The 25,583-nt window shown below is 68.7% G+C and carries 22 protein-coding genes; 5 read left to right on the top strand and 17 right to left on the bottom strand.

Features of this window, described 5'->3' with window-relative positions; all coding sequences use genetic code 11:
- Positions 1-31 precede the first annotated feature (31 nt).
- From FHP25_RS14085 to FHP25_RS14050, 8 genes are all read right to left on the bottom strand, one after another.
- Positions 32-1,093, bottom strand: a complete 1,062-nt coding sequence (locus FHP25_RS14085; protein ID WP_147847576.1) for an extracellular solute-binding protein — start codon at positions 1,091-1,093, stop codon at positions 32-34.
- Between the two features lie 149 nt (positions 1,094-1,242).
- On the bottom strand, positions 1,243-2,034 hold the full coding sequence (locus FHP25_RS14080; RefSeq protein WP_147847575.1) for an ABC transporter permease: 792 nt from the start codon (positions 2,032-2,034) through the stop codon (positions 1,243-1,245).
- Positions 2,031-2,885 (bottom strand): ABC transporter permease, encoded by an 855-nt coding sequence (locus tag FHP25_RS14075; RefSeq protein WP_147847574.1) that lies wholly within the window; start codon positions 2,883-2,885, stop codon positions 2,031-2,033. The genes FHP25_RS14080 and FHP25_RS14075 overlap by 4 nt, the downstream gene beginning before the upstream one ends.
- The gene (locus FHP25_RS14070; RefSeq protein WP_218578373.1) at positions 2,882-3,967 is read right to left on the bottom strand and encodes an ABC transporter ATP-binding protein; all 1,086 of its coding nucleotides are present in this window, start codon (positions 3,965-3,967) and stop codon (positions 2,882-2,884) included. The genes FHP25_RS14075 and FHP25_RS14070 overlap by 4 nt, the downstream gene beginning before the upstream one ends.
- Positions 3,968-4,074: 107 nt before the next feature.
- Positions 4,075-6,354: a xanthine dehydrogenase family protein molybdopterin-binding subunit gene (locus tag FHP25_RS14065; protein ID WP_147847572.1), complete on the bottom strand. Its 2,280-nt coding sequence runs from the start codon at positions 6,352-6,354 to the stop codon at positions 4,075-4,077.
- Positions 6,351-6,833 carry a (2Fe-2S)-binding protein gene (locus tag FHP25_RS14060; RefSeq protein ID WP_147847571.1) on the bottom strand — a complete coding sequence of 161 codons (483 nt, stop codon included), beginning with the start codon at positions 6,831-6,833 and terminating at the stop codon, positions 6,351-6,353. Before FHP25_RS14060 ends, FHP25_RS14065 begins: the two co-directional genes overlap by 4 nt.
- A gap of 2 nt (positions 6,834-6,835) precedes the next feature.
- Positions 6,836-7,693, bottom strand: coding sequence for an FAD binding domain-containing protein (locus tag FHP25_RS14055; RefSeq protein WP_147847679.1), 858 nt, complete (start codon positions 7,691-7,693; stop codon positions 6,836-6,838).
- A 561-nt stretch (positions 7,694-8,254) separates the two neighbouring features.
- A complete protein-coding gene (locus FHP25_RS14050) occupies positions 8,255-9,205 on the bottom strand; it encodes an IclR family transcriptional regulator (protein ID WP_147847570.1) in 951 nt (316 codons plus the stop codon).
- Between the two features lie 103 nt (positions 9,206-9,308).
- Between FHP25_RS14050 and FHP25_RS14045 the strand changes: the two genes are divergently transcribed.
- From FHP25_RS14045 to FHP25_RS14030, 4 genes are all read left to right on the top strand, one after another.
- Positions 9,309-10,295, top strand: coding sequence for a crotonase/enoyl-CoA hydratase family protein (locus tag FHP25_RS14045; protein ID WP_231712321.1), 987 nt, complete (start codon positions 9,309-9,311; stop codon positions 10,293-10,295).
- A gap of 23 nt (positions 10,296-10,318) precedes the next feature.
- The gene (locus tag FHP25_RS14040) at positions 10,319-11,293 is read left to right on the top strand and encodes a Bug family tripartite tricarboxylate transporter substrate binding protein (protein ID WP_147847569.1); all 975 of its coding nucleotides are present in this window, start codon (positions 10,319-10,321) and stop codon (positions 11,291-11,293) included.
- A 361-nt stretch (positions 11,294-11,654) separates the two neighbouring features.
- Positions 11,655-12,923, top strand: coding sequence for a CaiB/BaiF CoA transferase family protein (locus tag FHP25_RS14035; RefSeq protein WP_147847568.1), 1,269 nt, complete (start codon positions 11,655-11,657; stop codon positions 12,921-12,923).
- Complete coding sequence (locus FHP25_RS14030; RefSeq protein WP_147847567.1) at positions 12,920-14,503, top strand: acyl-CoA carboxylase subunit beta; 1,584 nt, start codon at positions 12,920-12,922, stop codon at positions 14,501-14,503. The genes FHP25_RS14035 and FHP25_RS14030 overlap by 4 nt, the downstream gene beginning before the upstream one ends.
- Before the next feature lie 125 nt (positions 14,504-14,628).
- On the opposite strand, the gene FHP25_RS14025 is transcribed toward FHP25_RS14030, so the two are convergent.
- The 9 genes from FHP25_RS14025 to FHP25_RS13985 form a co-directional block, all read right to left on the bottom strand.
- Entirely contained in the window at positions 14,629-15,303 is a 675-nt protein-coding gene (locus tag FHP25_RS14025; RefSeq protein ID WP_147847566.1) for a TetR/AcrR family transcriptional regulator, read from the bottom strand.
- A 53-nt stretch (positions 15,304-15,356) separates the two neighbouring features.
- Positions 15,357-16,493, bottom strand: coding sequence for a CaiB/BaiF CoA transferase family protein (locus tag FHP25_RS14020; protein WP_178133528.1), 1,137 nt, complete (start codon positions 16,491-16,493; stop codon positions 15,357-15,359).
- Between the two features lie 73 nt (positions 16,494-16,566).
- Complete coding sequence (locus FHP25_RS14015; RefSeq protein WP_147847564.1) at positions 16,567-17,862, bottom strand: TRAP transporter large permease; 1,296 nt, start codon at positions 17,860-17,862, stop codon at positions 16,567-16,569.
- Positions 17,859-18,398 carry a TRAP transporter small permease gene (locus FHP25_RS14010; RefSeq protein ID WP_147847563.1) on the bottom strand — a complete coding sequence of 180 codons (540 nt, stop codon included), beginning with the start codon at positions 18,396-18,398 and terminating at the stop codon, positions 17,859-17,861. The genes FHP25_RS14015 and FHP25_RS14010 overlap by 4 nt, the downstream gene beginning before the upstream one ends.
- 202 nt (positions 18,399-18,600) lie before the next feature.
- Positions 18,601-19,338: an enoyl-CoA hydratase/isomerase family protein gene (locus FHP25_RS14005; RefSeq protein WP_147847562.1), complete on the bottom strand. Its 738-nt coding sequence runs from the start codon at positions 19,336-19,338 to the stop codon at positions 18,601-18,603.
- 209 nt (positions 19,339-19,547) lie between these two features.
- Positions 19,548-20,588: a TRAP transporter substrate-binding protein gene (locus FHP25_RS14000; protein ID WP_147847561.1), complete on the bottom strand. Its 1,041-nt coding sequence runs from the start codon at positions 20,586-20,588 to the stop codon at positions 19,548-19,550.
- Positions 20,589-20,620: 32 nt separating this feature from the next.
- Entirely contained in the window at positions 20,621-22,309 is a 1,689-nt protein-coding gene (locus tag FHP25_RS13995; protein WP_147847560.1) for an N-acyl-D-amino-acid deacylase family protein, read from the bottom strand.
- Between the two features lie 322 nt (positions 22,310-22,631).
- Positions 22,632-23,684 carry a TRAP transporter substrate-binding protein gene (locus FHP25_RS13990; RefSeq protein ID WP_147847559.1) on the bottom strand — a complete coding sequence of 351 codons (1,053 nt, stop codon included), beginning with the start codon at positions 23,682-23,684 and terminating at the stop codon, positions 22,632-22,634.
- Positions 23,685-24,067: 383 nt separating this feature from the next.
- Positions 24,068-25,027 (bottom strand): 2-hydroxyacid dehydrogenase, encoded by a 960-nt coding sequence (locus FHP25_RS13985; RefSeq protein WP_178133527.1) that lies wholly within the window; start codon positions 25,025-25,027, stop codon positions 24,068-24,070.
- Positions 25,028-25,145: 118 nt separating this feature from the next.
- On the opposite strand from FHP25_RS13985, the gene FHP25_RS40795 reads away from it, so the two are divergent.
- Positions 25,146-25,460: a hypothetical protein gene (locus FHP25_RS40795; RefSeq protein WP_178133526.1), complete on the top strand. Its 315-nt coding sequence runs from the start codon at positions 25,146-25,148 to the stop codon at positions 25,458-25,460.
- Positions 25,461-25,583 lie beyond the last annotated feature (123 nt).

Genomic DNA, 25,583 nt, shown 5'->3' with positions numbered 1-25,583 from the left:
CGCTGCGCCTGCGCGGGGAGAAGGGAGCGGGTCAGCGTGTCAGCCAGCTGATCCAGCGTTCGCGCATGGCGGCGCGGTGGGCGGCGATCCATTCGTAGTCGGCGACCACGAGCTTGGACCAGTTGTCGGGCCAGGACGGGCGGAAGCGCCGCTCCCCGGGCGGGATCAGGTTGGCGGCGGCCGCGTTGTTGCTGTCGAAGCTGACCTTGGCGCTGAACGGCACGTGCTCTTCAGGCGTGGTCGTGAAGAAGTTCAGGAAAGCAAGCGCATTGGCCGCGTTGGGCGCGTTCTTCAGGATGGCCCAGTTGCCGACGTCGCGGATCGCCTGGTTCCAGGTGAAGTTGAAACCCTCGTTCTTGGTGAGTGGCACGGCGCGGCTGGAATAGACCATGGCCATCACAGCCTCGCCGCCGCGCAGGATCTGCATGGAATTGTCGCCGCTCTTCCACCATGCCGCCACCGACGGCTTGAGCGCATCGAGCTTGCGGTAGGCGCGGTCGAGGTCGAGCGGGAACAGCTTGTCGGCCGGCACGCCGTCGGCCAGCAGCGCCATCACCGGCACCCACCATTCGCGGTCGCCCGTATCGGGCAGCGTGCGCGGGCCGGGGAACTTCGCGATATCGAAGAAGTCGGCCCAGGATTGCGGCTCCTTGCCGGCAGGGAAGTTCTTGCCGTTCCACAGCATCACCATGCCGCCGCCGGTGCGCATCAGGCCGTTGGGGAAGCACGAGTTGGGCAGCGCGTTCTTGGTGATGGTCTCCTGCTTGGCGCAGTCGATCGGGAGCAGGATGTCCTTGTGCTGGATCAGGTCAGGGGGCGTCGCGGTGACAATGTCGAACGGCGCCGGGCCGCCTGAGCGCCCGGCCGCCACGGCGCGCGCCCACTGGTCGGGCAGCTCGATCGGCACCGAGCGCACGCGGATGCCCTGCTCCTTCTCGAAGCGGCGGTAGAAGTGCTCCTGCAGCGAGCGCTCCATCAGCCCGGCGGTCGTCGCGATGATGACCTCCTTGGACTGGGCGGCCACCGGGCCGCCCAGCAGCGTGGCGCCGGCGGCGGCGCCCACCCCCGATGCGATGAATGTCCTGCGCTTCATGCCCCGATCCTCCTGTTCCTGATGTCATTCCATGCCGTCATCCCGAGCGCAGCGAGGGATCTCCCGCGGCCAGACGCACGGTGCGCTGTTCGCGGGAGATCCCTCGCTGCGCTCGGGATGACGGGTTTGGGCGCTCGACATGGCTACCCTCACCCCGCCCGGCGGCGCGCCGTGATGCGGCCCACGACGTGGCCGCCGACCAGCACGGCGATCGACACGACGCTCAGCAGCGACGCCACCGCCGCCACCACCGGGGTGAGATTGTAGTCGATGTCCTCGAACAGCTTGCGCGGCAGCGACTTGCCGTCGATGTCGGAAATGAAGAACGAGATCACCGCCTCGTCGAAGGAGATGATGAAGGCGAACATGGCGCCGCTCAGCACGCCCGGCAGGATCAGCGGCAGGGTGACATGCCAGAAGGCGCGCAGGCGGCTGGCGCCGCAGGACAGCGCCGCCATCTCGAGGTCGGCATCGAAGCGGTAGAGCGCCGCCAGGACCGAGAAGATGGCGAACGGCGCCGCCAGCACGGTGTGGGCGATGGCGAAGCCGACCAATGTGCCGTTCAGCCGCAGCCTGTCGAAGACCAGGAACAGCGCCACAGCGAGCGCGATATGCGGCACCACGATCGGGCCCACGATCAGCAGGTCCAGGATGCGCCGCCCGATGACGCGGCCACGCACCAGCGCCAGCGCCGTCATCGTGCCCACCACGGTGGCGCCGACCGCGGCGATGATGCCGGCGCGCACGCTGAACCAGGTCGCCGACATCCAGTCCGGATCGGCGAAATAGTCGCCGTACCAGCGCAGGGTGAAGCCATTGGGCGGGAACTGCAGGTGCTCGGCGGGCCCGAACGACATCGGCACGACGACCAGGGTGGGCACCATCAGGAACACCACCACCGCCCAGGCGGCGGCATGCAGGACGAAGCGGCCGGCGGTCATCGGCTGCCCACGAAGCGGTCGAGCCCCAGGGTGCGGTTGAAGGCCAGCACCAGGCCCAGGGTCACCACCAGCAGGCAGCCCACCAGGGCGCCGGCGAAGGGCCAGTTCAGCAGCTCGCGCACCTGCTGCGACACCAGCGTCGCCATCATCATCTGCTGCGGCCCGCCGATCAGCGCGGGGGTGACGAAGAAGCCCATGCTGAGCAGGAACACCATGAGGCAGCCGCTGGCCACGCCCGGCCGGGAGAGCGGCCACACGATCTCGACGAAGATGCGCAGCGGCGAGGCGCCCAGCATCGCCGCCGCGCGCGCATAGTCGTCCGGGATGTTGCGCAGCGCCGCCCAGATCGGCAGCACCATGAACGGCAGCAGCACATGGGCCATGGCCAGCGCGACGGCGCCTTCGGTGTAGAGCAGGCGCACCGGGCCGCTGGTCCAGCCCAGCTCCTGCAGCAGCTGGTTCACGATGCCGTTGCGCTGCAGGATCACCGTCCAGGCGTAGGTGCGCACCAGCACGCTGGTCCATAGCGGCAGCAGCACGCAGGCCACCAGCAGCGCCAGCACCGCGCCCCTGCTGCGGGTCATCACCAGCGCCAGGGGATAGGCCAGCACCAGCGTGGCCACGGTGACGATGGCCGAGATGCGCAGCGTGCGCCACAGCACGCGGACATAGACCGGATCGTCGAACACCTTGGCGTAGTGCTGCACTGTGGGCGCCGGCACGAACAGGCTTTCGTAGAGCAGCACGCCCAGCGGCAGCAGGAAGGCGATCGCCAGCAGCGCCAGGAAAGGCGTCAGCAGCGCGGCCGTCGCGGTGGCGCTGAGGTGGCGCGCGGAGGTGATGGCGTTCATGGGGCTGCCGGGAAGGCGCGGGCGTCCTCGGGGGACCAGGCGAGCGACACGGTGCCGCCGTCGGCCAGGTCGAAGGCGTTGGCGCCGGTCGCGGAGCGCAGGCGGACCGTGGCGCCGCCCGGCATCTCCAGCACATAGGTGGTGGCGACGCCGGCGTAGATCGCCTCCTTCATGCGCCCCTTGACCGGGCCATCGCCGCCGGCACGCAGGCGCTCGGGCCGCACGGCGATCACGACGGCGGCGTCGCGGGCCAGCGGCGCCATCGCGGTGGCCTCGACCACGACATCGCCGGGCAGCCGCACGCCGATGCGGCCACCCGAAGCGGCATCACCCAGGGCGCGGCCGTCGAGCATGTTGGTCTCGCCGATGAAGCGGGCGACGAACGGGTCCTGCGGCGCCTCATAGAGGTCGCGCGGCGTGCCGACCTGGCACAGGCGGCCGTGGTCCAGCACCGCGATGCGGTCGGCCATGGTCAGCGCCTCGGTCTGGTCATGGGTCACGAACACGACCGTGACACCCAGCTCGCGCTGCAGGTGCTTGATCTCCAGCTGCATCTCCTCGCGCAGCGCCTTGTCGAGCGCCGAGAGCGGCTCGTCCATCAGCAGGACCGGCGGGCGGTAGACGATGGCACGCGCCAGCGCCACGCGCTGCTGCTGGCCGCCGGACAGCTGCGCCGGCATGCGCGCGCCGTACTCCGTGAGCCGCACCGTGGCCAGCGCCTCGCGCGCCCGGGCCTCGCGCTCGGCCCGCGCCACGCCGCGCATCTTGAGCGGGAAGGCGATGTTGTCGAGCACGCTCATGTGGGGGAAGAGCGTGTAGCGCTGGAACACCATGCCCAGCTCGCGCCGCTGCGGCGGGATCGCCGTGACATCGCGGTCGCCGACCGTGACGCGGCCGGCATCCGGCGTCTCGAAGCCCGCGATGCACATCAGGATCGTGCTCTTGCCCGAGCCGCTGGGCCCCAGCAGGGCCAGGAACTCGCCGCTCTCGGCCGCCAGCGACACGCCGTCGACCGCCCGCACCGATCCGAAATGCCTGATCAAGCCGTCGACCGCGACCCGTCCCCGATCCGATTGCCCCAACACGATCTCCCGAGCCAACGACGCCGACGCTACGCCATGCGAAGCTATGCGAAGACGATGCCAACCTTGACACCTCTCCCCGCTCCCGCGGGGAGAGGCGATTGCTTCTACTCCGCCGCCATCCGCGGTGTGGCGGCGTCGAGCGCGGCCGACAGGCGTGGCGGCGACATCGGCAGGTCGGTCATGCGCACGCCCGTGGCGCGGGCGACGGCGTTGCCGACGGCGGCGAGCGGCGGCACGATCGGCACCTCGCCGACGCCGCGCACGCCATAGGGATGGTGCGGGTTGGGCACCTCGACCAGGATGGTCTCGATCATCGGCAGGTCGGAGGCCACCGGCATGCGGTAGTCGAGGAAGCCCGGGTTATCGAGCTTGCCCTTGGCGTTGTAGATGTACTCCTCGTTCAGCGCCCAGCCGACGCCCTGCACGACGCCGCCCTGCAGCTGGCCTTCGACATAGCTCGGATGGATCGCGGTGCCGACGTCCTGTGCCGCGGTATAGCGATCGATCGTGACAATGCCGGTGTCGCGGTCGACCGCGAGGTCCACGACATGCACGCCGAAGCCGGGGCCGGCGCCCTGGGCGTTGAGCTGCGCGTGGCCGTTGATCGGTCCGCCGGTGCGGCCGGCGCTCGCCGCCAGGTCGGCCAGCGACAGCGGCTCGAACTCGCCGACATTGCTGCCGGCCGGCCGGGCATGGCCGTTCTCCCACACCACCGCCTCGGGATCGACCTTCCAGGTCTTGGCGGCGCGCACCTTCAGCTCGCGGATCATGTCCTTGACCGAGTTGACCACGGCCAGCCCGGTCGCGAAGGTGACGCGGCTGCCGCCGGTCACGAAGTTGAAGCCGATCGAGCTGGTGTCGGCGATCACCGGGCGCACCTTGTCGTAGTCGACGCCCAGCTCTTCGGCCGCCATCAGGGCGAGCGACGCGCGCGAGCCGCCGATGTCAGGGTTGCCCGAGATCACCGTCACCGTGCCGTCCTCGGCGACGTGCGCGGCGGCGCTCGAATCGGCGCCGACATTGAACCAGAAGCCGGCGGCGACGCCGCGCGCCATGCCCGGCTTCACCGGGCTCCTGTAATGGGCCGAGCTCTTCACCGCTTCGAGCGTCTCGACAAAGCCGATGGTGTCGAAGGTCGGGCCGTAGCTGGTCTTGGTGCCCTTCTTCGCGGCATTCTTCAGCCGCAGGTCGATCGGGTCCATGCCCAGCTCCTGGGCCAGGATGTCGAGCGTCGACTCGACAGCCCAGGCGGAGATCGGCGCCCCGGGCGCGCGATAGGCCGCCACCTTGGGCCGGTTGCTCACGACATCGAAGCCGACCACCTTGATGTTGTCGATGTCGTAGCAGGCGAAGCTGGTCCAGCAGGCCGGGCCCAGGGGCGAGCCCGGGAAGGCGCCGGCCTGCAGCGCCACGGTGCACTCGGCAGCGACGATGCGGCCGTCGCGCCTGGCGCCGATCTTCACCGCGACGGTGCCGCCGGGCGCCGGGCCGGAGGCGCGGAACACCTCCTCGCGGCTCATCACCATCTTCACCGGCTTGCCGGTCTTCTGCGACAGGCGCATCGCGACCGGCTCGAGATAGACCACGGTCTTGCCGCCGAAGCCGCCGCCGATCTCCGACGGCGTGACGCGGATCTGCGACGCCTCGACGCCCAGCAGGCGGCTGCAGAAGCCGCGCACCTGGAAGTGCCCCTGCGTCGTCGACCAGATCTGCACCTGGCCGTCCTCGGCGGCGCTGGCCAGGGTCGCGTGCGGCTCGATATAGCCCTGGTGCACCGGCTGCGTGGCATAGCGGCGCTCGATCACCACCTCGGCCTGGCGGAACCCGGCCTCGACATCGCCCTTCACGTTGTCCATGCGCTTGGCGATGTTCGACGCCTTGTCCGGCGCCGGCTTCACGCCTTCGGTGATCAGGTGGTCGTGCAGGACGGGCGCATCGTCCTTCATCGCCGCCTCGACGTCGATGACGTGCGGCAGCACCTCGTAGTCGACCTTGATCAGCGCCAGCGCCTGGCGCGCCACGGCTTCGGTCGTCGCCGCCACCGCCGCCACGGCGTGGCCCTCATAGAGCGCCTTCTCGCGCGCCATCACGTTGCGCGTGACGTCGCGCAGGTTGACCTGCATCTCGCCGGTCGGGACGACGACGTTGGGCTGGTCCGGGAAATCCTGCGCCGTCACCACCGCCTTGACGCCCGGCAGCGCCGCGGCCGCCGACGTGTCGATCGAGCGGATCCGCGCATGCGCATGCGGGCTGCGCAGCACCTTGCCGATCAGCTGGCCCGGCATGTTGAAGTCGGCACCAAAGCGGGCGCGGCCCGTGACCTTGTCGGCGCCGTCGGGCCGGTTGGGCCGCGTGCCGATCCATTTATACGATCCGTTGCTCATCGCGCGGCCTCCCTCATGTCGGCAGCCACTTCCATGACGGCGCGGATGATCTTGTCGTAGCCCGTGCAGCGACAGAGATTGCCGGCCAGCCAATAGCGGATTTCGGTTTCGGTCGGGTCGGGATTGCGGTCGAGCAGCGCCTTGGAGGCGACCAGGAAGCCCGGCGTGCAGATGCCGCATTGCAGGGCCGCCAGCTCGACGAACTTCTGCTGCAGGGGATGCAGCTGGTCGCCCTGCGCCATGCCTTCGATGGTGCGGATGCTGTGCCCCTCGGCCTCGGGGGCCAGGATCAGGCAGCTGCAGACCAGGCGGTTGTCGAGCGTGACGCTGCAGGCGCCGCAATCGCCCGAGCCGCAGCCTTCCTTGCTGCCGGTGAGCCCGAGATTGTCGCGCAGCACGTCGAGCAGGGACTGCGTCGGGTCGCACAGGAACTCGACGGGCTCGCCGTTGATGGTGGTGGAGACGTGGGTCTTGGCCATGGTCAGTGCCTCCCGGCGCGCTCGAGGGCGATGGCGGTGGCACGCTTGAGCAGCACGCCGGCGATCTTGGTGCGGTACGCGATGGTGCCGCGCTTGTCGTTGATGGGCTTGCAGACGGCGCGGCAGGCCGCCGCCGCGGCATCGAGCGCCTTGTCGTCCAGCCGCGAGCCGATCAGCGCCTGGGCGGCATCCTCGACCAGCAGCACCGTGGGCGCGACCGCCCCCAGCCCGACGCGGGCGCTGGTGCAGGTGCCACCCTGCACGGTCAGGTTGACGCCGCAGCCGACGACGGCGATGTCCATCTCGGTGCGCGGGATCAGCCGCAGATAGGCGTCGGCGGAACCCGGTGCTCGCGGTGGCAGGGTGAAGCTGACCACGATCTCGCCGCGCTCCAGCGTCGTGCGCCCCGGCCCGGCATGGATCTTCTCAACTGGCACCTCACGGCGGCCCTTCGGACCATGGATGGTGACGGTGGCCGCGGCGGCCACCAGCGCCGGCACGCTGTCGGCGGCCGGCGAGGCGTTGCAGAGATTGCCGCCGGCCGAGGCGCGGCCCTGGATCTGCTTGGAGCCGATCAGGTTGATCGCCTCGACCACGCCTGGCCACGCCTGGCGCAGCGCAGCATGCTCGCCGACCACCGCGCCCGACACCGCCGCGCCGATGCGAAAGCCGCCACCGACCGCCTCGATCGTGGTCATCTCCGCGATCTTCTTCACGTCGATGATCACGCCAGGTGAGACGACGCCGGCGCGCATCTGCACCAGCAGGTCGGTGCCGCCAGCCAATATCCGACCGGCACCGTTGGCGGCCGCCAACGCGCCCGCGGCCTCGTCGAGCGTGCTCGGGGCCATGTACCTCACGTCATTCATCATCGCTTCCCCTCGGCATTTCCGGTCCCATGCGTGCCCGTTGACCGGGCATTCGAGCGCGACGTTACCCGGTACTATAACCAGCCCGCCACGGCGAGAACCAGACCTCTGCCCTGCGCGGAAATAGCGGACACGTGCGCCGAACCGGCCTGCGGCAAGAGCGCGAAGCGCGGAAGGACCGATTCGTCAACGCTGACAATGACTTGGGGGCGACCCGAACCCGGCCGCGGCGCCCGCGCGATGGGCGCAAAGCCCCTTCGCCGTATTTTCGGAAGCAAGCTGCCGGCGAAAAACGCGTGACAAGAACGACGACAACGACAGGAAGTCCGGGCGGCGGCTCGTTTCGGCCGGGCCGCGCCGCTCCGGCGGCGCTCTTCATTCCCACACCCCGCATGCCGCGCCGCCGACCATGAGCGTCGCTGGAGCGACGCGGCCCGGCCGCAGCCATGAACGCGAACTTCCGGCCCATGTAAGCGCCGCCGCGTCCGGCGACAAGGAGTCCAAAAAGCGACGTGCCGATTTCACGACGGCGCTGAGTGGAACCCGCATCCATCAGCAGGCTGGGTTTATCAGCGGGGCGACCCGGCTCGCCAAGTTCAGAAGATCGCCAGCCAGCGCCAGCCGCGCAGCGCCGGCATGCTGCTGCCGGAACATGGCCACCGTGCACAGATACTCGACAGGGGCATCTGCAATACGAACGGGTGCCGACAGCGACGCGACCGCCTCGTGCCAGTTGCCGTCGTCCTGGCTCCAACCCTGTTCCCTTGCGAGCCGCGCCTGGCCAAGGAACGTGCGGTACGATATCGGGCGCGCCAACGGCAACGCGCTGAAGAGGCGATGGCGCTCCTCGTCCGGCAGTCCCGCCTCGAGCGCCATGATCCGTCCCATGCTGCCCTGCAGGAGCGGGACCTTGATGCCCGTCGTCATGTGGAGGCGGATCGCCCCCGACCCTTCCGCCAGCATGAGCAACATCATGTAGTGCGCCGCTTCCCGCCGCCACAGCGACACGGAGACGTCGTATTTGCTCGCCAGCTCCTGCAGCAACGGCGCCGCAGCCTGCGGGATGTGCGGCGCGTCGGCGAACTTGCGCGCCAGCCGATATAGAGCGGGGCCGCGCATGTACAGCTTACTTCCGGCCAGATGCTGCAGGTAGCCCTCGCTCACCAAGGTGCGCAGGATATTGAAGGCGGTGCTCGGGTTCTGATCGGTCGCGCGTGTCAGCTCGGCGGCGCTCATGGGATGCGGGTTGCCCGCGAAGTGCTCCAGGACCTGCATCGTCCTCAAGGTCGCGCCAACGCGCTTCTGGTGCTGGCTGTCGGTGGTGGTCGTCGGTCGCTGCTTCTTCTTCATCTCGGTCTCGGCCCAGTAGGGGACACGTCGGGGTCGCACTTTAGCACCGGCTGCGGTTGTGCGGCTCCGGCGCCACCTGAACGCGCAGGCCGCATCTTCGTCGACATATGCGCAGCGCCTCGTCGAGCCGCTCGAGCGAGGCCGCCGCTGCATGTGAATTCTCTATAGAGAATATTTAATTCTCTATCAAGAATCATCGTTGACACGAACGATACCGGCAATCACACTGAGCGCTTACGGGATGCAGGATGCGGTCGTGGCGCTATCGGCCCCCTCGTCTGCAATGACGCAGACATCCGGGCCGCCGATGCACGCAGCATGGGCAGAAATCAGCAACACGCAGGACAGCGACATGCACAAGTGGCTTCGATCGACCGAATCGATCATTTTCGAGATCAGCGACGGCATCGCGACGATCACGCTCAACCGGCCGCAGAAGCGCAATGCGCTGACCCGACCGATGCTCGCCGAGCTGCGACAGGCGCTCATGGAAGCGGACGACCGCAAGGCCGTGCGCTGCGTCGTGCTGCAAGGCGCAGGCCCCGACTTCTGCTCCGGCTACGACATGCTCCAGAACTACGAGATGCGCGAGGGCGCGCGCCAAGCGGATGGCTTCGACCACGACCCGGCGCTGTACCGGGCGCCGGTCGGCACCATCGACGACGACGTCTGGCGCATCGAGCGCAACCAGGCGGACATACTGACGATGTGCGACATCCACAAGCCGGTGATCGCGAAGATCCACGGGCATTGCGTCAACGGCGGCACCGATCTCGCGCTGATGGCCGACATTATCATCGCGGCGGACGACGCGCGGATCGGCTTCCCGGCCGTGCGTGCGCAGGGCTCGCCGCCCTGCCACATGTGGACCTACCTCGTCGGGCCACAATGGGCGAAGCGACTGCTGCTGACCGGAGATCTCATCCTCGGGCGCGAGGCCGCGCGCATCGGCCTCGTCCTCGCCGCGGTCGCACCCGCGCAGCTCGACGAGGAGGTGGCGCGTCTCGCGTCGCGGATGGCGCTGATCGATGCCGACATCCTCGCCTGCAACAAGCGGACCGTTAACATCGCGATGGAGCTGATGGGAAGCCGCATGCTCCAGCGCCTCGCGGCCGAGACGGACGTGCGCGGGCATCTGGCACAGTCCAATCGCGAATTCCTTCGGCGCTTTGCCGACGAGGGGCTTGGCGCCGCATTCCGGGCCCGCGACGAACCGTTCGGCAAGAGCATCATCGGCGAGTAGCGCGCCACGATCGAGACGGCAGGATGGACATGTCACGACGAAGATTCATTTCGATGGCCGCGTGCGCGGCCGCGGCTGCCGCCCTGCCGATGCGCGCGAGCACGGCGAGCGAACCATTGAGGCTGGTGATTCCCTTTCCGGCGGGCGGCGTGACCGACGCGGTCGGTCGCAAGGTGGCCGACGGCCTGCGCGAGATCTGGAACGCTCCGATCGTCGTGGAGAACCGCGGCGGTGGCTCGGGCATCATCGGGGCCGCGTATGCGAAGGGCGCGCCACCTGACGGCCGCACGCTGTTCTTCGGCTACGCCGGCACCCATGCCGCCAATGCGAGCCTGTTCAAGAACCTGCCGTACGACCCGGTCGCCGACTTCACGCCGATCGGCCTGATCGCGGACACGCCGCTGCTGATCCTCGTGAATGGGTCCGCTCCGTTCAGCGATCTTCGCGGGCTGATCGCGTACGCGAAGGCACATCCGGGGAAGCTGAGCTTCGGCTCGCAGGGCAATGGCGCGCCGTCCCACCTGGTCCTGGAGCTGTTCAAGGAACGCGCCGGCGTCTCGATAACGCATATTCCGTACAAGGGACTGTCGCAGCTCGTTCCCGACCTGCTCGCCAACCGCATCGATGGCTACTTCGCGGCCCCGCTCGGCGTGACCGACCATATCAACTCCGGCAAGCTCCGCGCGCTCGCGCTCACGGCGACGTCCCACCTCCCCGGCCTGGAGGACGTGCCGACCACGGCAGAAGCAGGCCTGCCGGACTTTGACTATTCGTCGTGGTTCGGCCTCCTGGCTGCAGGCCAGATACCGGAGGCCAAGGCCGACGTCATGAGCAAGGACCTGGAGAGCGTCGTCCGATCGGAACCCTTTCAGAAATGGGCCCAGGACCGCTTCCTGCGTCCTCTTGCCAGCAGCAGGAGCCAGTTCGCCGACTTCATGGCCGAGCAGACCAGGCTGCTGCGCCACATCATCGTCAGCACGGACATCACGCTCGACTGATGGAGCGGAAGGCCACCCGCGCCGAGCGTCTCGTGCGACGCCAGAGGGGCTACGGACGAGGCGCCTCGTCCTTGGGCCCTCACCCGCTCGCGGGAGAGGTGAAAATGACTGTCGGTTGCTGGCTCTCCTCTCCCGCATGCGGGAGAGGAAGGGGCCCATCGTGCGCAGCACGATGGGAAGGTGAGGGGCTACGGACGAGGCGCTTCGTCCTTGGTCCCTCACCCGCCGCGCGCTGCGCGCGCGTCGACCTCTCCCGCAAGCGGGAGAGGTAAATATATGACTGTTGGATCATAATTCATTTTTGTTGATGCGTGGTCGTCGCGTGGTAGCTTTGCGGCGACACGCAGCAACGAGCAGGGCCATGGATCAGAGATCGGACCGTCCCCACCTGCCGCCGCCCCGGCAGCGGCCCGAGGGCGCCCAGACGCCGCTGATGGACATCAGGGTGGTCGACTTCACCCATTTCATCGCCGGCCCGTACTGCACGATGATCCTGGCCGATTTCGGCGCCGAGGTGATCAAGATCGAGAGCGCCGGCGAGGGCGACGCCTTCCGGCAGTACCCGCCGGTCGTCGGCGGCGAGGGCGCACCCTATCTCTGGACCAACCGCAACAAGGCGAGCGTGGCGCTCGACCTCAAGACCGCGGCCGGCCGCGACGTAGCCCTGGCGCTGATCGAGAAGGCCGACGTCGTGGTCGAGAACTTCTCGACCGGCGTGATGGAACGCCTGGGCCTGAACTACGCCACGGTGTCGCGGCGCAAGCCCGATGTCGTCTACTGCTCGATCTCGGCCTATGGCCGCAGCGGACCCTACGCGGAGCGCATCGGCTTCGACCCGATCGCGCAGGCCGAGAGCGGCTTCATGTCGATGAACGGCTTCCCCGACCAGGAAGGCGTGCGCGCCGGCCCGTCGATCATGGACATGTCCACGGCCATGATGTCGGCCAACGCCATCCTGGCGGCCCTGATGGCGCGCCAGCGCACGGGCAAGGGGCAGCTCATCGAGACCACGCTGATCGAGACCGCGGTCAACATGCTGGGCAACTTCCACATGGCCTACCTGATGACGGGCACCAGCCCGACGCGGTTCGGCAACACGCAGACAACGGCTTGTCCTGTCGGTGCGTTCGAGACCATGGACGGGCCGATCTATCTCGCCTGCGCCAACGACCGCACGTTCCGGCGCCTGATGACCGTCCTGGACCGCGCCGACCTGGCCGACCACCCGGACTATGCCACCAGCCGGGACCGTCGCGACAACCGCCAGCCGTTGCTGGCGCTGATCACCGCCCTGCTGCGCGCCGACAAGCGCGAGACCTGGCTGGCGAGGATGCACGCGGCGGGCGTGCCGGCCGGCGCCATCCGCACCGTGGGCGAGGCGCTGGACTCATCGGAGGTGCGCCAGCACGGCCTGCTGAGCAGCATCGCGCACCCGACGCTGGGCAGCGTGCCCAATGTCGGCCTGCCGATACGCTTCTCCGAGACGCCCATCGCGGCCCCTGTCGCGGCGCCCCTGCTCGGCGCGCAGACCCATGACGTGCTGGCACGGGTCCTGGGCTACGACGCCACGCGCATCGCCGCGCTGACGCAGGCCGGCGCGCTCGGCGCCGGGGCCAAGAAGACGCCATGACGGTCATGCGCGAGGCGCCGGCGATGCAGGCGCTGCTCGAGACGGTCCAGGCAGCGCGCGCCGACGTGCTGGACGGCAAGCGCCCCGATGCCGTGGCGCGCCAGCGCAAGCGCGGCAAGCTGACGGCCCGCGAGCGCATCGCGCGCCTGTGCGATGCCGAGAGCTTCCGCGAGGTCGGCGGCCTGGTTCAGCCGATGCGCGAAGGCGACGGTGGCCCGGACCTCAAGGCGCCGGCCGACGGGATCGTGACCGGGACCGGGCGCATCGACGGCCGCCCGGTCACCATCGTCGCCTCCGACTACACCGCGCTGGGCGGCAGCATCGGCCAGGTCGGCCGCCAGAAGATGCTGCGGGCCATGCGGCGGGCCGGCGACACTGGCATGCCCTTCATCATGCTGCACGACGGTGGCGGGCATCGCATCCAGGACGGCCAGGACGCGCGCACCTTCTCGCAGGGCACGCCGGTCTTCGACCTGTTCGCGCAGCTGTCAGGCTGGGTGCCGGTCGTGTCGGCCGTCATGGGCCCCGCTTTCGCCGGCCCGACCAACTACTCGGCGATGGCCGATTTCGTGGTCATGGTCCGCGACCAGAGCGCCATGGGCATGGCCGGTCCGGCGCTGGTCAAGGCAGGCATCGGCGAGGATATCGGCATGGAGGCGCTGGGCGGCGCCAGCATGCATGTCGACACGTCGGGCATCGCGCACCTGGCCACGCCGGACGAGGACGCCTGCCTGGCCTCGGTGCGGACCTATCTCTCCTACCTGCCGTCCAACGCTGGACAGAGCGTGCCCTTCGCGGCCTGCGACGATCCCGAAGGCCGGCGCGAGGAATGGCTGCTCGACAGCGTGCCCACCAACCTGCGCAAGGGCTACGACATGCGGCGCATCATCGCCGCCATCGCCGACAAGGGCAGCGTGTTCGAGATCCGGCCGACCTTCGCGCGCAACATCGTGGTCTGCTTCGCACGCCTGGCCGGGCGCCCGGTCGGGTTCATCGCCAACCAGCCGCTGGTGGCGGCGGGCATGATCGACGTGCCGGCGAGCGAGAAGGCGGCGCATTTCATCGCCGTCTGCGATGCTTTCGGCCTGCCGCTGATCTATCTGATCGACGTGCCGGGCAACGCCATCGGCTCGGCCGCCGAGCGCGCCGGCCTGGGACGGCGCAGCGGCCGCATGCTCTTCGAGCTGGGCTGCGCGACCGTGCCGCGGCTGAGCGTGGTGCTGCGGCGCGGCTACGGCGGCGCCTTCATCATGATGAACGGCGGCCAGCCGAGCTTCGGCGCGGAAGGATCCTTCATCTGGCCCAGCGCCGAGATCTGCGCCATGTCGGTCGAAGGCTCGGTCGATGTCGCCTATCGCAGCGACTACGCCAACGCCCCTGACCCGGCGGCCCGGCGGCAGGCGCTGATCGACGGCATCCGCCGCAACCTCGGCCCGCTGCGCGCCGCGGCGCACTTCCACATCGACGACGTCATCGACCCGCGTGACACGCGGCCGGTGCTGATCCGCACCCTGGCCGACGCCCCGGCGCGCCGCCCGGCGCGCGGCTATCCGCGCCACCGCGCAATCTCGCCGATCTGAGTCTTTTTCGGATCGCGGGCGTCCACGCCCGCCTTCGCTCGAAGCGAAGCGCAGAGCGAAAGAACTGTCGGCGCTGACGCGCCGATGCGCGCGTGGACGCGCGCGGTCCGAATGAAGAACGGCCTCTACCGAGCGCTGCGTGAACGGCCGCGGCGCGTATCGACTCCGTCATCCGCCGCGTCGGCGGCGCCGATGCCGCGGCGGATGAACTTCATGTAGGTGGCGATCACCCATTCGGGCACGGCCTTGGGATGCTTCGGCGCCTTGGCGTACTCGTGATAGAGGTATGTGCGCGCCGCCAGCATCACCTGCGTCAGCACCGCCAGCTCGCGCTCGCTGTAGCCCTTGACCTCGCCGCGCCGCCAGGCATGCGTGATGGAGTCGAGGAAGCGGCCGGTCCGGTCTTCGGTGTATTTCTTGTAGGCGACCGGCGCGGCCACCTCGGCCTCGCTGAGGATCCGGAAATAGGCCGGGTTCTCGAGCACGTAGGCGAAGAACGCACGCATGCCCCGTTCCTCCATGGTCAGGAAGTCCGGTGCGTTGCTGACCTGCTCGCGGATATAGGCCAGCGCCTGGCCGCCGACCTCGGGCAGCAGCTGATCGAACAGATCCTGGCGCGACTCGAAATACAGATAGAACGTGCCCTGGGCGAGGCCGGCACGCTCGACGATGCGCGCGACCGACGCTTCGGAATAGCCGTGAAACCCGACCACCTCGGCAGCCGCCTGGAGAAGGCGCTGCCGATTCTCCGACGCGCGCTCCGCCCGTGTCTTCCTCGGCTTCTTCCTGATCACGCTCATCGTCGCTTCGTCTCGATTGGCCGTTCGGATCCGCCCCCTTGCGGTAGTGTGATCTACACCATTCTCGCCGCCCGATCTCGCGGTGTTTGCGCGCGCACCAGCGTCTCATTGCCCGCCCCCAGCGGCGGCGCGGGCAGATTGGCCGGGCCGCTCGTGAACTGCGGCGCCAGCGGCAACGGGATGAGCGGCTTGGAGCCCCGCCCTGATGCTGCCCGACGCGCGGCGTTGGCAGCCACCGCCTGCTCGAGGTCGGGTGCCAGGTTGCAGCAGACATCCTTGCCGGCCATCACGGCGAGCCAATGGGTGGCATCATGCCGCGCGATGCGCGCTGCGACCGCGGCGATGACCTCGCGCGGCGCACGGCGTTCCCAGTCGGGCCGCACCGTCAAGCCGATCGCCTGCTGGAAATTGTGCCAGAAGCGATCCTCCAGGGCGGCTACGGCCAGGAACCGGTCGTCCGCCGTGCGGTAGACCTGGTATCGCGGCGAGCCGCCGGTGTGCCGGCCGGCGCCGGGCTCCGGCCAGGCGCCGGTCAGCGTGCCCTGGATCACGTTCCAGAACGTGAAGACCTCGATGTTGCGGCTCATGGCAATGTCGAGGAACTGCCCCTCGTCCGTCTGCTGCCGCTGCATCAGCGCCAACAGGATGCTCATGAAGGCGGGATAGCTGCCGCCCGCGATGTCGCCGAGCAGCACCGGTGGCAATGCCGGGGTGCCGCCCGCCAGCAGCGGGGCGGCGCCGACCAGGCCGGCGTCGGCCTGGTAGTTGAGGTCGTGCGCGGCGTCGAGGGAGCGCGGATCATCGCGGCCGTAGCCGGTGATCGAGCAGTAGATGAGGCGGGCGTGACGCCGGCACAGGGCGTCGGGCCCCAGGCCGAGGCGGTCCATGACGCCGGGCCGGAACTGCTCGACCAGCACGTCGGCCTGCGCCACGAGGTGCTCGAAGGCGGCAAGGTCCTCGCGGCGCTTGAGATCGAGCGTGACGCTCTGCTTGCCGCGGTTGAGCCAGACGAAATGCGCCGACATGCCGTCCACCCGCGGGGCGAAGGCACGCACCTCGTCGCCCTCCGGCGGCCGCTCGACCTTGATCACGCGCGCGCCGGCCTGCGCCAGCATCAGCGTCGCCAGCGGGCCGGGCAGCCGTGTCGACAGGTCCAGGACGACAACATCGTGCAACGGCCGCTGGGCCATGCGCTGCTCCTCAAGGGTCATGATCACAGGGCGATCGCATCAACCTCTCCCCGCGAGAGCGGGGAGAGGAGATTCATTTCATCGTGTTGGGCAGCCACAGGACGAGCTCGGGGAAGATCGTGAGGATGGCGATCGCGAAGAGGTGGGCGACGACATGCGGCGCCACGCCCCGGAACACCTCTGCCACCGGCTGGTCGGTGGCGCGCGCGACAACGAAGACGTTGAGCCCGACCGGCGGCGTCACCAGCCCCACCTCGCCCAGCACGATCACCACGATGCCGAACCAGATCGGGTCGTAGCCCAGCGACTTCATCAGCGGCAGGACGACGGGAATCGTCAGCACCAGGATCGCGGCCAGGTCCAGGAAGCAGCCCAGGATCAGGAAGATCGCGTAGACGACGAGCAGGATGCACCAGCGCGGCAAGCCCAGGCTGCCCACCCAGGCGATCAGGTTCTCGGTCACATTGGTCAGGACCAGGAAATACGCCAGCACGTGCGCGGCCATGATCACCATGAGGATCATGCACGTGGTCTTGCCCGCGCGCAGGGCGGCGTCGACGGCGCTCTGCGGGGTGAGCTTGCCCGTGACCAGGGCGATCAGGAAGGCGCCGAATGCGCCGATGGCCGAGGCTTCGGTCGGTGTCGCGATCCCGGAATAGATGACACCGGTGACACCTGCGAAGAGCAGGATCATCGGTCCCGCGACCGTCAGCGCCTGCCATCGTTCGGTGGTGGAGTAGCTGTGGATGCGCGGCGCCTTGGCCGGATCGAGCCACACGATGACGAGGATGGTCAGGATGATCGTCAGCGCCACCACGAGACCGGGGACGACGCCGCCCACGAACAGGGCACCGATGCTGACGTCGGCGATCAGGCCATAGAGCACCATGGCCACGCTCGGGGGGATCAGCATCGCCAGCGTGCCGGAGATCGCCACGACGCCGTAGGCCAGCCTGGGCTCGTACTTCTCCCGCAGCATCGCCGGGACCGAGGTTGCCGACAGGGTCGCGGCCGACGCCGTGCTGGAGCCGGAAATCGCGCCGAAGCCGGCGCCGGCCAGCGCGGTCGCGATGGCGAGGCCGCCCGGCAGCCGCCCGACCCAGGCCGCGGCGGCGCGGAAGATGCCGTCGGCGATGCCGCTGACGATCACGAACTCGGCCATCAGCAGGAACATGGGCACGGTCACGAATTCATACGTGGCCGTGGACGACACCGGCGTGGTCTCGAGGATGCCGATCAGCACGCCGCTGCCCGCCACCATCCACAGGCCGACCGATGCCGAGACCAGGATGGAGAAGGAGACGGGCACCCGCAGCACCAGCAGCAGGCAGAGGAGGCCCGTGACGATGAGGACCGCGAGCTCGTTCATCGGGCACCTTCGCGGTCGGATTCATCGGCGCTGAAGACCTCGGCATCCCCGCCCAACGAGCAGAAGCGCGCCAACCGGACGGCGATGCGGCAGGCCAGCAGCGCCAGGCCCAGGGCCACGATCCCCTTTTCCAGCCAGACCGGCCACTCATAGAGGCCGGGGTGGACCTCGCGCGCCTCGAAGCTCTCCCATGTGCCGAGCGCGATGCGCCAGCAGGCCAGCAGCAGCGTCAGGGTGACCGCCAGCCACGCCACGGCCTGCAGCAGGCTCCAGGCGCGCGGCGGCAGCAGCCGCGTGTGCAGGTCAAGCGCGATGTGGCCGCGCGTGCGCAGGGTCTCCGACGCCATCAGGTACAGGATCATGTTGATGAAGTAGATCGAGACCAGGTCGTAGACCCACGCGATCGGCTGCGAGAAGGCATAGCGGCCGATGACGTCGCAGACGATGATCACCATGACGGCGATAACGGCGACGGCCGTGATGCGGGCCAGCACCCAGTCGATGCGCCGCAGTCCCGTCTCCAGAGCGTGCAGCAACTCCTCCCCCTACCGATTTGTTGTCGTGGTTGAAGCAACGTTTAGCGTTGCTGGTGACGGGTCGGACCGCGTCGCTCCAGCGACGCTCATGTACAGCCGCAGGGAAGAGCGCCGCTGGAGCGGCACGGTCCCAGCCGTCACCAGGACCGCCGTCGACCGGCCCCAACGCGCGTAGGTTCCTCCGCTGGACGACACCGCTTGCTCACAGCAGGCCCGTGGCGCGGGCGCGCAGGAACGCCTCGGTCTGGGCATCGACGTGCGTGGCCATGGCCTCGCGCATGCCGACGAACAGGCCGGCCGCCAGCGATCGCTTGGCCACGACGAAAGCGCCTGGCGACAGGGCGCCAAGCTCGGCGCACAGCCGCGCCACCCGCGCTTCCAGCTCGGCCGCGGGGCAGACCTCGTTGACGAGGCCCAACCGCAGCATGTCCTCGGCCGAGTACGTGCGCCCGAGCAGCACCATTTCCGCGGCTCGCTGCTTGCCGATCAGGCGCGGCATGAGATAGCCGCCGCCGGCCAGGCCGCGATGCGATTCAGGCAGGGCGAAGCGCGCCTGATCGGCGGCGATCACGAAATCGGAGAACAGCGCCACCGCCGCGCCGCCGCCGCGCGCGTCAGCCTGCACCAGGGAGATGATCGGCTTCCTCACTTCCGCCATCTCGGCGTACATGGCCAGGATATCGGCCATGTACTGGCGGAAGCCCGCCTCGGTGATGTCCTTGAATTCCTTCAGGTCGGCGCCGGCCGAGAAGCAGCGGCCGGCGGCGGTGACCAGCAGGACGTGCGGCGGGTCGAGGTTGTCGAGGGTCCGCAGCCGCTCGCGGATGTCGCGCACCACGGTGCTGGAGAGCGGGTTGACGCCGCTGGCGGACGTGAGATGGAACTCGCCGGCCGTGACGCCGCCAATCTCGCGGATGCTGTAGGTGACGGATGTGGACATGGCGGTGGTGATGCGCGGTGTCGGTCTGGTCGAACACCTCGCCCCGCGAAAGCGGGGAGAGGGAGGGGCCCGCGCAGCGCGGGAGGGTGAGGGGTACGGCCGTCCAGTCCCTATCTTTGGCGGGAGAGTCTGAACGGTCCTAGCCCTCACCTTCCCATGCCTGCGGCATGGGCCCCTTCCTCTCCCCGCTCCCGCGGGGAGAGGAGAAATTACTGGTGCTGCTGCAGCGCGGCGCGGAAGGCGCTCAGGGTCTCGCTGCCCGGCTTGCGCTTCTTGTCGACCCCCTGGGCCCACTCCTCGGCCACCGGCTTCAGCAGGTCGGCGAACTTCTGGCTGTCGGCGGGCGAGAACGTCACCAAGGTCGCGCCGTCCTTCTCCAGGCGCGCCAGCGCCTCCTTGTCGTCCTTGTCGATCAGCGCGCAGCCATGCTTCGTCGTGCGCTCGCCCGCGTCGGTCATTGCCTTCTGCACGTCCGGCGGCAGCTTGGCCCACACCTTGGTCGAGATGCCGTAGAAGGTCATGCTGCTGCCGAAGCTCAGGCCGCTGGTGGCGAACCTGGTCTGCTTCTGCAGGTCATAGGAGTAGATGCTGGCCGCCGGGAAGGACGTGCCGTCGACCGTGCCGCGGGAGAAGGATTCGTTCAGCTCGGCCGCGCTCATGCGGATCGGCACGATGCCGAGCTGGCGCAGGCCGGCATCCATCGCCGCGCCGGTCGAGCGGATCTTGAGCCCCTTCAGGCTGGCCAGGCCGTCGATCTTCTTGGAGGTGAAGAGCTGATAGGCGGGCAGGCCGACGGCGTAGAGAAGCCGGATGCCGGCCGGCGCCAGCTCGTTCTTGTCGAGGAAGGCGCCGGGACGCGCGAGGTCCTGATACACCGCCGAGGCCATGCAGGCCGTCGGCACCATGCCCGGCAGCTCGGCGACGGCCGACAGCGGCAGCTGGTCACCGAGATAGCCCGGGACGTACTCGCCCATGTCGACCACGCCGGCCTTGGTGAGGTTCAGCATGTCCTTCGACTTGCCCAGCCGCTCGCTGGGGTAGCGCTGGATCGTCACGGCGCCGTTGGTCGCCTTGCGCACTTCGTCGATGAAGTAGCTGGTCGTGTAGCGCGCGATGTAGTGGTCCTGCGGCAGCCGATCGGCCAGCTTGAGGTCGATCGCCTGCGCCGGCGACGCGCCGGCCATCAGAGGCAGCAGCACGCCGCACGCCCCGGCGATCGCCGCCGTCCGGATGAGATAGGATCTTTTCACTGCTTCCTCCTGGGTTCCCTGGACCGCCGGGCTCACGCCGCCCGGCCGTGCCGGAGCAGCCGTCCCGGCAGCGGCTGATGCGCATCGATCACGTCGCGGCCGGCACGGCGCAGGACCACGCCGTTGACGACGACCGCGTCCACGCCTTCGGCTTCCGACACCAGCCGCTCGGCATCGCCCGGCAGGTCGCGCACGCGCTTCAACGGGCCGGCGCCCACGGTATCGGGATCGAAGACGACGATATCGGCGGCCATGCCCTTGGCGAGGCGCCCGCGGTCGCGGATGCCGAACACGTCGGCCGGCCGCGACGTCAGCATGCGGATGGCGGTCTCGAGCGACAGCGCCTGCTTCTCGCGCACCCAGTGCCCCAGCAGATAGGTGGCCTGACAGGCGTCGCACAGCTGGCTGGCATGGGCGCCGGCGTCCGACAGGCCCAGCACCATGCCGGGGTCGAGCAGCAGGCCCGCCACCTCGCTCTCGTCATGGTTGGCCACCGGCATCCGGAACCGTGCCTCCAGGTCGGTCGCCAGCGCGAGATCGAGCGCCAGATCCACCGGATGAACGCCGCGCGCGGCCGCGACATCGACCAGCCGCTGCTCCTCGACGCTGCGGTCGGCGGCGCACTCGGCGATGACGATCATGTTGAAGGCCTGTGCCAGGGCGGGCCAGGCGTTGTCGAACCGGTCACGGAAGGCGGCGCGAAAGGCCGGATCCTGGTAGATGCGGCGCTTGCCCTCGAAATCGGCCGCCGACACGGGCTTGAACAGCGACATGCCCTCCAGGATCAGCGGCTCGCGGAACTGGAACTCGAAGTTCAGCGGCCGCGGCGACACCTGCGGGAACACCGGCAGGCCGCGCTGCAGCATGTCGCGCGAACGCGCGAGCTGCTCCTGGTGGCTGGACTTGCCGAAGGCGGAGCCGGCCAGCAGGGCCGTCCAGCTGATACGGGCGCCGGTCTCGCGGGCAAGCTGCTCGATCTGGTCCAGCAGCAGCCACGGTCCCAGCGTGGTCTGGATCATGCCATGGCCGACCTCGGGGATGACGCCCACGAGCTCGCGCAGCTCGTCGAACGGCGCCGCCCGGCTCGGCACCGGACGCCCCTCGAATCCGACATGGCCGGGCAGTTTCGACGTGGCGAAGCCCAGCGCGCCGCACTGCAGCGCCTCCTTGACCAGGGCGCGCATGCGCGCGATCTCGTCCGCTTCCGCCGGCCGCTCGGTCGCCGTCTCGCCCATGACGTAGAGCCGCAGCGGCGTGTGACCCAGCAGGACGCCGACATTGATCGCGACGCCCCTGGCCTCGATGCGGTCGAGATACTCGGGGAATGTCTCGAAGCCCCAATCCTCGCCCAGGCCGCTTTCCAGCGCCGCGACGCTCATGCCCTCGACCTTTTCCAGCGTCCGCACGATCAGCGGACGATGCGCCTTGCGCGTCGGCGCGATGCCGAAGCCGCAATTGCCCAGCACCACCGTCGTCACGCCGTGCCAGGGCGAGATCGTCAGCATGCGATCCCACATGATCTGGGCGTCGTAGTGGGTGTGGATGTCGACGAAGCCCGGCGCAACGACCTTGCCGGCGGCATCCAGCGTCTCGCGCGCCGTGCCCAGGCCCTCCCCGATCGCCACGATGCGCCCGCCTCGGATGCCGATGTCGCCAGCATAGCGCGGATTGCCGGTGCCGTCGATCACGGTGCCACCCGTGATCTTGAGATCGAATTCCATGACAGGCCTTCCCCAACGATTGCCAGACCCGGGCCACGCCGCAGATAAGCACTGCCTGCCGGCTCGTGCAATAAAAATGAATTATGATCCGGTAGTCATTATTCTCTCTCCGGGCACATGCGTTGGCTGTCATCCTGAGCGCAGCGAAGGATCTCTTGAGCGGCTCCGTCGCACGGGGCCATTGACGGCGCACTGCGCCTCAGTGGGCCTTGCCTATGCGAGGCGACGGTCCAAAAGATCCTTCGCTGCGCTCAGGATGACAGCCAGGACATGTGTCCGCACCGTAGCGCTCGCGCGGAGAAGAGGAATCTCCGATGTCCAATCACCGCGACGCGCGATGGCGCTCGATCGCTTCACGAAAACGCGTGAGCGTCTGCGTGCCGGGCTTGCCCTTCTTGTCGAGCGCAGCGGCCCAGGCGTCGGCGACCGGCCCGTAGAAGGCCTTGAGCTTCGCGATGTCGGCAGCGGAGAAGCGCACCAGCACGGCTCCCTCCTTCTCCAGGCGGCTCATGGCCTCCTCGTTGTCGCGATCGATCAGGCCGCAGGCACGCTCGGTCGTGCGCGCGCCGGCCTCGATCATGGCCTGCTGGACCTTCGCCGGCAGCTTGTCCCAGACCCGCCGCGATATGCCGTAGAACGTCATGCTGCTGCCGAACGTGCCGTTCACGGTGGCGTACCTGACCAGCTTCTGAAGGTCGTAGGAGAAGATGCTGGCCACCGGATAGGCCGTGCCGTCGACCGTGCCGCGCGCGAACGATTCCGTGAGCTCCGGCGCGCCCATGCGGATGGGCACGCTGCCGACGCTGCGCAGACCGGCATCCATGGTGGCGCCGCTGGAGCGGATCTTCAGGCCTGTCAGGCTCTGGATCGTGTCGATCTTCTTCGACGTGAAGAGCTCATATTGCGGCAGGCCGACGACATAGAGCATCCTGATCCCGTTGGGGACCAGCTCGTTGCTGTCGATGAAGGCCCCGTCCTTGGCCAGCTCCAGGAAGGCACGCGAGGCAGCGCAGGCGTCGGGGACCATGCCGGGCAGCTCGGCAACCGTCGACAGCACCATCTGCTCGCCCAGGTAGCCGGGGAAGATCTCGCCCATGTCGGTGACGCCTGTCTTGATCAGCGACAGCATGTCCTTCGACTTGCCCAGCCGCTCGCTGGGATAGCGCTGGATGGCGACCGCACCGTCGGTCGCCCTTTGGACCTCATCGATCCAGACGTTGGTGGCGTAGCGCGCGATGTAGTGATCCGGCGGCAGGCGATCGAGCAGCTTGAGCTGGATCGGCCCCTGCGCCCGCGCCGCGCCCATGGCGGCCATCAGCCCCAACGCCACTGTCGCAAAGCCGGCCATCAACGGCCGGCGCCAAGTCTTGATCATTACCCCCTCCGACTAGCGTTGAAGGGAGAACAGCATCAAAGCAGCGATGCGTAAACAGTTTTATGAACTATGACCCATAAGTCAGTTTTAAGGTCGACCTCGCGCCTGGATCCATCGCTACGCTCGGAGCGCAAGGCTTGATCCTTCCCCGGAGGGGCAGGGCGATCGCACATGGCCCCCTTGTCATCCCGAGCGTAGCGAGGGATCTCCCGCGAATAGCGCACCGTGCGCCTTGCCGCAGGAGATCCCTCGCTACGCTCGGGATGACAGAAAGGGTGGCAGCGCGGCGCTACACCGTATGCGATTGCCCTACCCCTCCGGGGGAAGACTAAAATCACAAATGCTGGGATGGCGGAGCAGCTACGGGGACGGGTGATGACCCGTCAGCCGAGCTCCGGGATCACCCAGAGCGGGGGCTCGCCGCGGGCCACGCGCTGGACGTTGTCGAAGGCGTTGCGCAGGCGCGCGATGTTGCTCTCGAAGGTCGGGCCCGCCAGGTGCGCGCTCAGCACGACATTGTCCAGCTTGAAGAGCGGGTTGTCGACGGGCGGCGGCTCCTCGGCAAAGACGTCGAGCCCGGCGCCGGCGATGGCGCCGGCGGACAGGGCACGGTGCAGCGCCGGCTCGTCCACCACCGGCCCGCGGCTGGTATTGACCAGGATCGCATCGGGCTTCATCAGCGCCAGCTCGGCCGCGCCCAGCATGCCCTGGGTCGAGGGATTGAGCGGCACGTGCAGGGACACGATGTCGGATGTGCGCAGCAGCTCGCGCAGCAGGCGGAAGCGCACACCCAGCGCGTCCTCGGCGTCCTCGCTGAGACGGGCGATGTCGTAGTACTGCACCGGCATGCCGAACGCGGCGGCGAGCCGCGCGGTCTTCTTGCCGATCGTGCCCAGGCCGACGATGCCCAGGGTCCGGCTGCGCAGCTCGTGGACGCGCGGCGTGGCGTTGCCGCGCCAGCGTCCGGCCGACACGCTGGCGTGCTGCCAGATCAGGCGGCGCGAGACCGCCAGCATCAGCAGCAGCGCATGCTCGGCGACGGCGACCGCATTGGCGCCGCCATTGTTGGCGATCGGCACCCCGGCGCGGCGGGCAGTGGCGATGTCGGCACGGTCGTAGCCGGCGCTCAGGAGCTGGATCAGCCGCAGCCGCGGCGCGGCCTGGTAGAGGCTCTCCTTCACCAGCATGTCGACGAAGCCCACGAGGTACTCGGCCTCGCGCAGCGCTGCGGCATAGGCCGGGCTGCCGGCGGCCTCGATCAGCAGGTCGAAGCCGGACGGCAGCATCGTGCGCGCCGGCTCATGGGCATCCGACGGCGCAACCAGCACGATTTTCGGATTCATCGCTTCCTCGATTGTGTCTGACCGTGACCGCGACCATAGCCCCGCCTCGGTCCGGAACCAACGCGGCAGCGTCGCGTTCAGCGGGAAGGAAGGATCCACGATTGCGCATCGGGGCACGATGAGGCTCGAAGGCAAGATCCCGGACTCCCCGACGCGGCTGCGGGAATTGCCGCTGCTGACCTTCGACGGCCGACCGTTCCTCACCTTCGCCGTCGTCGATGCTGCCACCGCGACGCTGGACATCGTCTGGCAACCGGAGGAGGACAAACCTTGCTGTCATCCTGAGCGCAGCGAAGGATCTCTTGGGCTGCAGGATCGCACGGGAAGCACCCTCGATATCCGTGCGCCGATGCGTTCCGTTCGTGCGAAACGATGGCCTAAAAGATCCTTCGCTGCGCTCAGATTCTATGTAGCGACGAGAGGTCAGGAGTAGGCTTTGAGTTTGGACCGAGCCTACGGAGGAAGAGAGATGAAGTCTTCGCAACACGCTGACACCCCCGCCGCTGAGACGGAGTTTGCCACGCTGTACGTCGCATTTGAACTGGGCAAAGCGAAG

This window comes from Vineibacter terrae, assembly GCF_008039615.1.
In the GTDB taxonomy this organism is placed as follows: domain Bacteria; phylum Pseudomonadota; class Alphaproteobacteria; order Reyranellales; family Reyranellaceae; genus Vineibacter; species Vineibacter terrae.
The sequence above is the reverse complement of the archived record's forward strand: the minus strand, read 5'-3'. Positions and strand labels throughout refer to the sequence as shown.

Excerpts from the sequence above, each read along its gene's own strand:
- FHP25_RS14085 (WP_147847576.1), bottom strand. The coding sequence starts at position 1,093 with ATGAAGCGCAGGACATTCATCGCATCGGGGGTGGGCGCCGCCGCCGGC.
- FHP25_RS14080 (WP_147847575.1), bottom strand. The coding sequence starts at position 2,034 with ATGACCGCCGGCCGCTTCGTCCTGCATGCCGCCGCCTGGGCGGTGGTG.
- FHP25_RS14075 (WP_147847574.1), bottom strand. The coding sequence starts at position 2,885 with ATGAACGCCATCACCTCCGCGCGCCACCTCAGCGCCACCGCGACGGCC.
- FHP25_RS14065 (WP_147847572.1), bottom strand. The coding sequence starts at position 6,354 with ATGAGCAACGGATCGTATAAATGGATCGGCACGCGGCCCAACCGGCCC.
- FHP25_RS14060 (WP_147847571.1), bottom strand. The coding sequence starts at position 6,833 with ATGGCCAAGACCCACGTCTCCACCACCATCAACGGCGAGCCCGTCGAG.
- FHP25_RS14050 (WP_147847570.1), bottom strand. The coding sequence starts at position 9,205 with ATGCAGCGGCGGCCTCGCTCGAGCGGCTCGACGAGGCGCTGCGCATAT.
- FHP25_RS14040 (WP_147847569.1), top strand. The coding sequence starts at position 10,319 with ATGGACATGTCACGACGAAGATTCATTTCGATGGCCGCGTGCGCGGCC.
- FHP25_RS14035 (WP_147847568.1), top strand. The coding sequence starts at position 11,655 with ATGGATCAGAGATCGGACCGTCCCCACCTGCCGCCGCCCCGGCAGCGG.
- FHP25_RS14030 (WP_147847567.1), top strand. The coding sequence starts at position 12,920 with ATGACGGTCATGCGCGAGGCGCCGGCGATGCAGGCGCTGCTCGAGACG.
- FHP25_RS14025 (WP_147847566.1), bottom strand. The coding sequence starts at position 15,303 with ATGAGCGTGATCAGGAAGAAGCCGAGGAAGACACGGGCGGAGCGCGCG.
- FHP25_RS14020 (WP_178133528.1), bottom strand. The coding sequence starts at position 16,493 with ATGGCCCAGCGGCCGTTGCACGATGTTGTCGTCCTGGACCTGTCGACA.
- FHP25_RS14015 (WP_147847564.1), bottom strand. The coding sequence starts at position 17,862 with ATGAACGAGCTCGCGGTCCTCATCGTCACGGGCCTCCTCTGCCTGCTG.
- FHP25_RS14005 (WP_147847562.1), bottom strand. The coding sequence starts at position 19,338 with ATGTCCACATCCGTCACCTACAGCATCCGCGAGATTGGCGGCGTCACG.
- FHP25_RS13995 (WP_147847560.1), bottom strand. The coding sequence starts at position 22,309 with ATGGAATTCGATCTCAAGATCACGGGTGGCACCGTGATCGACGGCACC.
- FHP25_RS13990 (WP_147847559.1), bottom strand. The coding sequence starts at position 23,684 with ATGATCAAGACTTGGCGCCGGCCGTTGATGGCCGGCTTTGCGACAGTG.
- FHP25_RS13985 (WP_178133527.1), bottom strand. The coding sequence starts at position 25,027 with ATGAATCCGAAAATCGTGCTGGTTGCGCCGTCGGATGCCCATGAGCCG.
- FHP25_RS40795 (WP_178133526.1), top strand. The coding sequence starts at position 25,146 with ATGAGGCTCGAAGGCAAGATCCCGGACTCCCCGACGCGGCTGCGGGAA.